The organism is Binatus sp. (SeqCode), assembly GCF_035272065.1.
Classification (GTDB): domain Bacteria; phylum Desulfobacterota; class Binatia; order Binatales; family Binataceae; genus Binatus.
In genome coordinates this window covers 38716-47228 of the sequence record NZ_DATEQZ010000071.1, presented here as the reverse complement: position 1 = coordinate 47228, position 8513 = coordinate 38716, and the positions used below count along the sequence as shown (strand labels likewise).

The 8513-nt window shown below is 61.6% G+C and carries 9 protein-coding genes and 1 pseudogene; 3 read left to right on the top strand and 7 right to left on the bottom strand.

From position 1 onward, the window contains the following. From VJX68_RS14025 to VJX68_RS14010, 4 genes and pseudogenes are all read right to left on the bottom strand, one after another. Positions 1 to 200 (bottom strand): annotated as a pseudogene (locus VJX68_RS14025) (tRNA (guanosine(46)-N7)-methyltransferase TrmB); the annotation flags it as partial. A gap of 40 nt (positions 201 to 240) precedes the next feature. Next, positions 241 to 1686, bottom strand: coding sequence for a 4-hydroxyphenylacetate 3-monooxygenase, oxygenase component (gene hpaB, locus VJX68_RS14020; protein WP_324096329.1), 1446 nt, complete (start codon positions 1684 to 1686; stop codon positions 241 to 243). Position 1687: 1 nt separating this feature from the next. Beyond that, positions 1688 to 2575 (bottom strand): dihydrodipicolinate synthase family protein, encoded by an 888-nt coding sequence (locus tag VJX68_RS14015; RefSeq protein WP_324096328.1) that lies wholly within the window; start codon positions 2573 to 2575, stop codon positions 1688 to 1690. A gap of 25 nt (positions 2576 to 2600) precedes the next feature. Then, entirely contained in the window at positions 2601 to 3497 is an 897-nt protein-coding gene (locus tag VJX68_RS14010) for a DODA-type extradiol aromatic ring-opening family dioxygenase (RefSeq protein ID WP_324096327.1), read from the bottom strand. 186 nt (positions 3498 to 3683) lie between these two features. Here VJX68_RS14010 and VJX68_RS14005 point away from each other — a divergent pair, with 186 nt between their 5' ends. Beyond that, positions 3684 to 4334 carry an LON peptidase substrate-binding domain-containing protein gene (locus tag VJX68_RS14005; RefSeq protein ID WP_324096326.1) on the top strand — a complete coding sequence of 217 codons (651 nt, stop codon included), beginning with the start codon at positions 3684 to 3686 and terminating at the stop codon, positions 4332 to 4334. Between the two features lie 440 nt (positions 4335 to 4774). Continuing rightward, positions 4775 to 5215 (top strand): hypothetical protein, encoded by a 441-nt coding sequence (locus tag VJX68_RS14000; protein ID WP_324096325.1) that lies wholly within the window; start codon positions 4775 to 4777, stop codon positions 5213 to 5215. A gap of 160 nt (positions 5216 to 5375) precedes the next feature. On the opposite strand, the gene VJX68_RS13995 is transcribed toward VJX68_RS14000, so the two are convergent. From VJX68_RS13995 to VJX68_RS13985, 3 genes are all read right to left on the bottom strand, one after another. Then, entirely contained in the window at positions 5376 to 5747 is a 372-nt protein-coding gene (locus tag VJX68_RS13995) for a hypothetical protein (RefSeq protein WP_324096324.1), read from the bottom strand. Positions 5748 to 5869: 122 nt separating this feature from the next. Beyond that, the gene (locus tag VJX68_RS13990; RefSeq protein ID WP_324096323.1) at positions 5870 to 6865 is read right to left on the bottom strand and encodes an MBL fold metallo-hydrolase; all 996 of its coding nucleotides are present in this window, start codon (positions 6863 to 6865) and stop codon (positions 5870 to 5872) included. 76 nt (positions 6866 to 6941) lie between these two features. Beyond that, positions 6942 to 7154, bottom strand: coding sequence for a dodecin family protein (locus VJX68_RS13985; RefSeq protein WP_324096322.1), 213 nt, complete (start codon positions 7152 to 7154; stop codon positions 6942 to 6944). Between the two features lie 193 nt (positions 7155 to 7347). Between VJX68_RS13985 and VJX68_RS13980 the strand changes: the two genes are divergently transcribed. After that, a complete protein-coding gene (locus VJX68_RS13980) occupies positions 7348 to 8418 on the top strand; it encodes a GNAT family N-acetyltransferase (protein WP_324096321.1) in 1071 nt (356 codons plus the stop codon). Positions 8419 to 8513 lie beyond the last annotated feature (95 nt).

The following is an 8513-nucleotide window of genomic DNA, read 5'->3' as shown; positions in this document are numbered from 1 at the left end:
TCGGGAAATTCCGCGGCGCGCTCGATGATGAACTCGCCCTTGCCCGAGCCGATCTCGACTTCGACCGGCGCGCGCCGGCCGAACATCGCCGGCGGATCGATCGTGAAAACGGAGTCGTCAGGCGTGAACAGTACGCGCTCGCCTATCTCGCGCGCCTTGGGATTCCCCCAGATGCGCGCCGCCTTTCGAAGTCTCGCCATGAATGAGCATGACGATACCGCTCGCCGCCCTACTCCGCCATCAGTCGGGGCGCTTCAGGAAGGCGCGCACTCGATCGGACAGCGGCTTCAGGTCGGTGTTGTCGACCAGCGCGCTCGCCATCCGGACCGGATCGCCGAAGAAGAAGCGCTCGTAGAGAACCTGCCGGCCGCCGAATGCGCTGCACGCGACCTCCCACGCCAATCGATAAAGCGCGACGCGCTCTTTCGCGCCAGCATCGGCGGCGCCGAAGTAGCGCTCGATATCGGGCAGCTCGGCGGGATTTGCGAAGTCGGCGGCGGACGGTGTCGCCATCAGCGAGCTCGAACTGTTGAGCTGGATAATCTCGACCATGCGCGGATACAGCCGCGGGAAGAGATTGCGCGCGGTGTCGAGCGGCGCTCGCGCCGGCGTGAACACGCCCCACTTGTCGGGCGCGGCGTCAGCTTCCGCCGCGCGCAGGCACGCGCGCATCGTCTCGGTGGTCATGATCATCTCGGCTAATCGCTCGCGAACGTGCGGCAACGGCATCGCGTCACTGGCCTCGGCGATTCGCGCCGCCAATCCGAGTATGAACTCGCTCTTAGCGACATTCTTCACCGCCACCTGGTGCATCATGTGGACGACCGCGCCGGTTCCCGCGTACAGCGCGTTGCATCGCGCAACATCGCCGCACAGGAACACGCGCTCCCACGGGATGAGCACGTTGTCAAACACGACCACCGCGTCCATTTCGTCGAAGCGCGACGCGAGCGGATTGTCGAAGCGCGAACGGCCCACGTCATACGTGTCGCGGCACAGGAACTTGAGGCCCTTCGCGTTGCACTGGATCGCGAACGACAGAGCGAACGGCTCTGCCGCCGGCTCGGCCTTCAACACAGTCGAAGGGAACACGAGCAACTCTTCCGACAGCGGAGCCAGCGTCGCGAGCATCCTGCATCCGCTCACGATTATGCCTTCTTTTGTTTTCTCGACGAGCTTTAGCGCGAGATCGGCGTCGGTGTGTCCTGCCCATCCGGCGGCGCGGCTCGCGCGCGGGTTGACGAGAGTATGCGTCGCGCACCAATCGTGATGGCGCGCCTCCATATAGTAGTTCCAGATATTGTCACCGTGGCGCGGATCGCTCTCGGCAAAAAACTCGCGCGCGGCGGCCATCGCCGCGAGACTCACATTGAGGTAATCCGGCGTGCGCCCGAGCATCCCGCAGCCGAAGTCCGCCCACGTCTTCATCATCCGGGTGCGCTTGCGCAGGTCGTCGGCGCTTTTCGGGATTATGAACGACATCCCCGCGCGACCGCCGTCGTCGGTGCGAAACGTCATCGTCTCGGGATGCTCCATCTGCATGTCGTAGAGCGACGCGACCGAGCGCGCGCAATTCGCAAACGCCGGATGAGCGGTAACGTCGCCGGCGCGCGCGCCGCCGATCCAGATTTCCGCGCCGAGCTTTTTCAGCGACGACAGGTAATTGTTGCCCGAGCGCGCGCCCATCTCAGATGACCTCGTTGAGCAGCGGCAGCCGCTTGCGGATTCGTTCGGCGGCGTCGGCGGGCGCCATGTACGGCGGCCGCGCCGGACCCATTTCGATTCCCGTCGCGACCGACGCGGTGACCTTGGTGGTGCCGAGATGGCCGAGTGTTTCCTCGCCACCGCGCGGGAAGCATCGATTGAGGCGGCGCTGAATTTCCTCGGCGCGCTTGTAGTCGCCGGACTTGTACGCCTTGAGCAGCGCGACCGCTGCGGGCACCGCGAAAATATTGATGAAGCCGCCGGCCGCCCCGAGCATCAACCCCGCCAGCATCGCGCGAAACGTATTGTAGATGTCCGCGCGCCCGTCCACCTCGTCGTACAGCGCCTCAAGATACTGCAAATCCGTCAGCACTTCCTTGAACGCCACGACGCCGGGAATCGTCGCGAGCTTGCCCGCGAACTTCGGCGAGATGTTGAACTTGCTGAGCGCGGGATTGTGGTAGATCACGACGGGCAGGTCGCCGGCCTCTGCGATCATGCGGTAATGGCGCTCGACTTCGGCCTCGCCGCATCGCCAGTAGAACGGCGGGATCACCTGCTGCGCGTCGTAACCGAGGCGCGCCGCGATTTTCGCATAGCGCAGAGTTTCGAGCGTGGTCGCGCCCGAAGTCATCGCAACTGCCGACAGGCCGGCACGTTTGCGCGTTTCTTCGATCACGATTTCGAACACTCGCGTGCGCTCGGCTTCGTCCATGTGCAGAAATTCGCCGATACTCGGCGCGGCGACGACGCCCTGTGCACCCGCGGCAATCGCCCACTGAACTTCGCGCCGCAGCGCGTCCTCGTTGAGCCGGTAGTCGTCGCGAAACGGCGTCACCAGCATCGCCAAAATTCCGTGTGCAAGTTTCAAACGCGCACCTCCGGCTCAAGTCGCGCTAGGCAGCGGCGCGCTCGGCTCCGCTGATAGACGGTTGAAAGAAAAAGATCGCCTGCCCGGTTCCGATCGCGGCCTCGTATTTTCCAAACTGCTCGCCGCGCCAGGTCCACGCGTCGCCGCCCATCGCGCCGGCCATCGTGATGTAATGCGAGAAGCGGCCCTCCGGCGAACAATGCGCGCGGTAATCGTCGGCGGCGGCGAGGACAGCGTCATGCCGCCCGGCTTTGAACCATTCCATGATGCGTTCGTCGTATAGGCGATTGGCGGTTGACGAGATGTCGTCGGGCGACGCTGATGCGCGGTCGAGAATATGATCGTAGTCCCAGAACCTGTGTGACATCCCGCCGGACGCGACGATTACGACGCGGCGATTTGATTTCCAGATAGCCTGTCCGATCGCGGCACCGTAGGCCAAATCGTTTTTGACCGACGCCGTTTGGCACACGCTCACCGACAGCACGCGGCGACGTGCCTCATGATTGAAATAGTGCATCACGTTCAGCGTGGGATAGTGAATTGGCAAGTTGGTATGCACCGACGCGATCGCACGAATCCCCCGCTCCCGCGCCTCTATCTCAACTCCGCGCGCAAGCTCCGGGTCGCCCCGATAGTCATAGTCGAGGTCATGCAGCATCGCCGGCAGCTCTTCCGAGGTATATACACCCGACAAGCGCTCGTGAGCATTGAGTAAGTACTCCAAAGTAGAGAACCAGTGTGTATCGATTAGTAAGAAGGTATCGAAGTCGAGATGGCGGATGCGCTCGCGCTCGAGCTTTGGCATGGCGTCGTAAAATGTCGTCACGCTGCGGCCCATGTAGGCGCGGCGCGCGATCGGATCGGCGATCATCAGCCGCGGTACGTGGGTGGTGAACACGGTCGCAACGACCTTACCCATCGTGCTCCTCCTCGACGGCGGCAATGCGCACGGGGCCGGCGATGAATAATCTGGTTTCCATTTCGCTGTTAGATGAAGTCTCGCGGATTCGCTGAAACATAGCAAAACCGCGCGGCAGTGGTATCTCCGCGCCGCTCTACCTTGACGCCCGATCGTAACGGCCCTAACCTGCGAACAGGCGCCGGCGTGGCTGCATTACCCAGTATCATTCCAATCTTTCCGCTGCCCAACCTTGTGCTGTTTCCGGGCTTGAGCGTGCCGCTGCATATTTTCGAGCCGCGCTATCGCGAGATGATCGCCGACGTCGCCAACGCGCACGGCATGATAGGGATGGCGCTGCTCAAGGGCGACTGGCAGGCCGACTACCACGCGTTCCCCGACATTTTTGAAGTCGGATGCGCGGGTAAAATTGGCGGCCTCGTCCGGCTTGCCGACGGGCGCTACAACCTGGTCCTCGAGGGCGTCGGCGAGTTTCGCATCGTACGCGAGATTCGCGATCGCTCGTATCGCCAGGCGCAAGTGACCTGGTGCCCGGTGCGGCCCGACGCGCTTGATTGCGACGCCGAGACAATGGACGCCCTGCGCGAGATGCTCTTCAGCTATCTCGGCGAAGCGGCGCACGAGGCGTGGCGCACAATAGTCGAGCAGCGCGGACTGCGCGGTACCGCGCTGATCAACTTCCTGTGCTTTCATCTCGACATCACGCCGCTAGAGAAGCAGACGCTGCTCGAGGCACTCGCGGATCGGGTCGATTGCCTGCTCGACGTGCTGACCTTCAAGCTCGAAGAGCGCAAGCGCGGCCCTGCGGGCACCAGCGGTCCCGATACGGTCCAGTAGCGGTATTCCACGGGACCGAATTGCGCGTATCCGCTCGGCGGGTTGCGAATCCACTTTCGATAATCTCGCGTAGCGCCTTAAAATCTGTCATGAAGCGCAGCCTGACTATGGCACCCGAGCGACACATTGCGGACGGTATGTGGCCGAATCGTAACGCGTGTCGCAAATGAGTCAGCGTTCGCACAAGGTTGCGGATTCGCAAATTGCGGAACTATTTGCGAAAGAATGGTCGATATTCAGAATTTCTCAACAGTTCGCGACCCGAGTTGGTATTCATGATGCCTTAACATACTGGCTAAATCGCATTAGGGCAGTTGCCGAAAAATTCGGCACGATCATTGCGTACTTTTGGGTCGAACGACGAAAAGTCGGATTCCCGGCACTGATGGCTTGACCCGGCTTTATCCGGCGCAGGCACGGTGGGGTGAGGACAAAGTACAATGGAATGGGAAAATAGCGCTCTCGGAAATCTCTTCGTACCAGACGTTCTAACACCTGAGCAGTTTTACGACAGTCGGCGCGACGACAGCACCATCCGTCCAGTCAAGAAGCTGATGATGGCTATCCTGGAGGACGCGCTCCGATGCTTCCAGAATAACGCCGACGCCAAGGGCGGCCCGCGCAAGCGCCTGTTCAGCGAGGCCGAGCAGTGGCTGATCGGCGAAGGCGGAGAGGGGCCGTTCTCGTTCGAGGCGGTGTGCGAAACGCTGGGAATCGAGCCGCAATTTCTGCGTAGGGGTCTGCGCGACTGGCGGACTCAGCAGCTTGCGGGCGTTTCCACGCGGCGCTTGGCAAGGCGCTCGCCGGTGGTTCGCAGCGGCCGCATCAGTGCTCCGGCCCGTCGCGATGCAAAACGCGCGGCGACGGCCCACGCTCGCTAGAAATGCCTATTCGGCGCGAATCGCGCCGGAGTGAAATTCAGCACAATACAAAGGCGGCGCGGCATCTCTCACGAGATGCCGCGCCGCCTCAATTTATTACCCTGCCCGCCGATTTAGCCCGGCGCCATTGGTGCGGGCCAGCCCTACGCTCTCAGACTTTTCACTGCGGGGCCGGAGCGGGAGCACCACCTGCCGGAGCCGTCGGACCTTTCGCGGCTACTGTTCCTCCGGGCGGAGGAGGCACATAGCCCTTGGGCTGTGCCTGCACCCATTGCTCGCAAGCGGGAATGTCGTCTGCCTCGAGCGATTCCTGCTGCATAATCTGCTGATCAGACCAACCGTGCGTCTTCTCCCAGTGCACTCCGGGACACTTGACTGCCAGGTTGAAATTTCTGGCAGTTGACGAGACTGCGGCTGGGGGGGCCGCTGCGGGACCACCGCCTCCCGCGCTGCCGCCGCCACCTTGACTCGCGCAACCGGCGACCAACAATGCCAGCCCCGTAGCCAGCGCCAATCCGATCTTCCGTTTCATGGCATCCTCCTTCAATCTAGGAACCCCTCCACTAATCGAGCTAACATAGTCCATCCGCCGTTCGTTTAAGCAGGGCCAAAATACACCGTCTGGAAAAATTAGCAAACCCCCCTGTAACTCCCTCATAACGCCTGGAACACAGTTCGTTCACCCCGCTCCGACCGCCGCGCCCGGCCTTCGAAACAGGCAAGTTCCAGGTGCGCGAGCGTTTCGAAAGTCGCCGCCATCACGTGGAATATCGGCCGTTCTTCGCCGCCAAACACTTGTTGCGCAATTTCGAACGCAGTCTGCGGCGCCTTGCGCGTCAAATCGAGCATTTCCGCCTCTCGATACCGATGATGCTCGATTAACTGATTCGCGCGATGACGATGGTCGTGATACACACCACCGTGCGCCGGCAAAACCAGCTCAACGTCGAACTTCTGCACCTTCAACTGCGAATTGATGAAGTCGCCGAGCGGGTTGGTTCCCTCGGCGTCGGGATAAATTCCCACGTGTGGCGTAATTTTGGGCAGCAGGTGATCGCCGACGATCATCACTTTTTCCTTGCGCAGGTAAATCACGTTGTGACCCGGTGAATGCCCCGGCGTCCAGATAACTTCGAGCTCGCGGTCGCCGATTTTGATCACGTCGCGATCGTCGATGTATTTGTCGGGCCGCGTGACGGGGCCGTACATCGACGTCCCCATCCACGCCGGGCGCATCCCGGTCGTCGAGAATTGTTCGATCGGAAATCCGTGCTTGGCGAAAAACGCGCGCGACTCGGGCCGGTCGTGCGGCGCCATTTTTCCGAACTCGATCATCCTGCCTGCGCGCTCGGCTTCGAGGCGATGAATGTGCGTCGTCGCATGACTTCTGCGTCGAATCTCGCCCGATGCGCCAAAGTGATCGATGTGATGATGCGTCGCGACGATCGCGTGGAGATCTTCGATCTTGATTCCGACTTCCGCCAACGCTTCCTCGAGCGCCGCGATGCTCTCGGGCGAGTTCATTCCCGTGTCAACGAGCGTCCATGCGCCGTGACAATCGAGCAGATAAACGTTGATGATGGTCGGCCGCATCGGCAGCGGGAGAAAAATCTCGTAGATGCCGGGATGGACCTCAACTATTTTCGCCATCGATTGCTCTCAGTGGCTGGTTTCGCATGACTTGGAAGTCCTTGCGCTCCGCCGCCTTCCGGATCCTCGCTCGCGATCACTCGTGCAGCTCGTCTTTCACCTGGAAGGTCACCTTGACCCGCACCTTCCATCGCGCGACCTTGTTCGCCTCGACCAGCGCCGTGATGTCCTCGACATGAGCGGTGTGGATGCCGTTGATCGTGACGCCGGCGCGCGAGATTGCCAATTGCACGGCGTCTTCGACCGAGTTGGCCGAGATGCCCGTGAGCTCGATCGTTTTTTCAACCATGACGCTCAAACGCTCCTGGGGACGCAATGCGCTCGCGATTGTTTGACGCTCGCACTCACGCGGCGCTACGCTCGCCCCTGCACAGTGGTTAGCGCACGGCGAGAGCCGAAACAAGGTGACATCGCGCAAGCCCGCTCTGCGGCAGCCTGAATAGAAGCGCGCGATTAGTCAGCGCGTGCGGGAGAATCTGTAGTTGTCAGTCAAAATCGAATCGCCCGCGGGCGAAGAAGCGCTCACCAAGTTCGTACTTTTTCAACATCGGGTCTACGAATACCGCAGCGCGCGATGGGCCGCGATGGTTGCGGTGCAGTTGCCGATCCTGATGGGCGAAGGACCGTTCGCGGCGGGCCGCATGACTCGGCCGTTCGCGGCGCGCGTCGACGGCAACCTCGTCGCGCGCGCCGTCGCGATAATCGACGGCCATTATCAGCGTCACTGGAAGGAAACGCTCGGGCATGTCGTGATGTTCGAGGCGATGCCAGGGACGCGCGACGCCGTGATTCAGATGATGGACGCGGCGTCGGACTGGATGAAAGCGAATGGCGCGACGGCGGCGCGCGCCGGTTACGGCTTGCTCGAATTTCCGTTCGTCATCGACGACTACGAAACTCTGCCGCCCGACATCGCGCGCCAGAATCCCGCGTACTATCACGCGCTGCTCAAGGACGCCGGATTCGAAACCGAGCGCGGATGGGTTGACTACAAGATTGAGGTGACGCCGGAACTGATCGCGCGCTACGAAAGCGCACTCGAAGCAAGCCGCCGCGCTGGTTTCCAAATCGTTGCGCTGAAGGACATACCCGTCGCGCGCCGCATCCGCGATTTCGAGCACACCTGGAATACCGCGTTCGCGCGTCATTGGGGCGCGACTCCCTTCACTATCGACGAACTCTCATTCCTGTTCGACTTCTTCGCGATGTCCGGCGCGCTCGACACCTCGGTGCTCGCCTATTACGACGGCAAGCCGGTCGGCGCGCTGATGGTTACGCCGGCAAATCCCGACGGCACAATTCTCAAGCCCGGCCGCAAACTGGCCGACAACGAAAAATTAAACTTTCTAGGCATCGGAGTGCTCGAAGAAGCGCGTGGCCGCGGCGTCAACCTCGCGATGGCCTCGTATTCGTACTTGCACCTGATCCGCAATGGCTCGAAGTATCTGAGCTACACGCTGGTGCTCGACGACAACTGGCCGTCGCGCCGCACCGCGGAAAAACTCGGCGCCAAAGTCTGCGCGAACTACGTCACGTACCGCCGCAACTTCTGAGCGATTCGTCTCGTTTGCCCAGACGGCCCGCGATGCTGTAAGACGAAACCAGCAGCGCGACCGCTCGCCAACCTTGTCTTCGAAGGAGGGATCTT

What these genes read in the sequence shown, in the direction of transcription:
- hpaB (WP_324096329.1), bottom strand. Translation starts at nt 1,686, where the DNA reads ATGGGCGCGCGCTCGGGCAACAATTACCTGTCGTCGCTGAAAAAGCTC.
- VJX68_RS14010 (WP_324096327.1), bottom strand. Translation starts at nt 3,497, where the DNA reads ATGGGTAAGGTCGTTGCGACCGTGTTCACCACCCACGTACCGCGGCTG.
- VJX68_RS14000 (WP_324096325.1), top strand. Translation starts at nt 4,775, where the DNA reads ATGGAATGGGAAAATAGCGCTCTCGGAAATCTCTTCGTACCAGACGTT.
- VJX68_RS13995 (WP_324096324.1), bottom strand. Translation starts at nt 5,747, where the DNA reads ATGAAACGGAAGATCGGATTGGCGCTGGCTACGGGGCTGGCATTGTTG.
- VJX68_RS13990 (WP_324096323.1), bottom strand. Translation starts at nt 6,865, where the DNA reads ATGGCGAAAATAGTTGAGGTCCATCCCGGCATCTACGAGATTTTTCTC.
- VJX68_RS13985 (WP_324096322.1), bottom strand. Translation starts at nt 7,154, where the DNA reads ATGGTTGAAAAAACGATCGAGCTCACGGGCATCTCGGCCAACTCGGTC.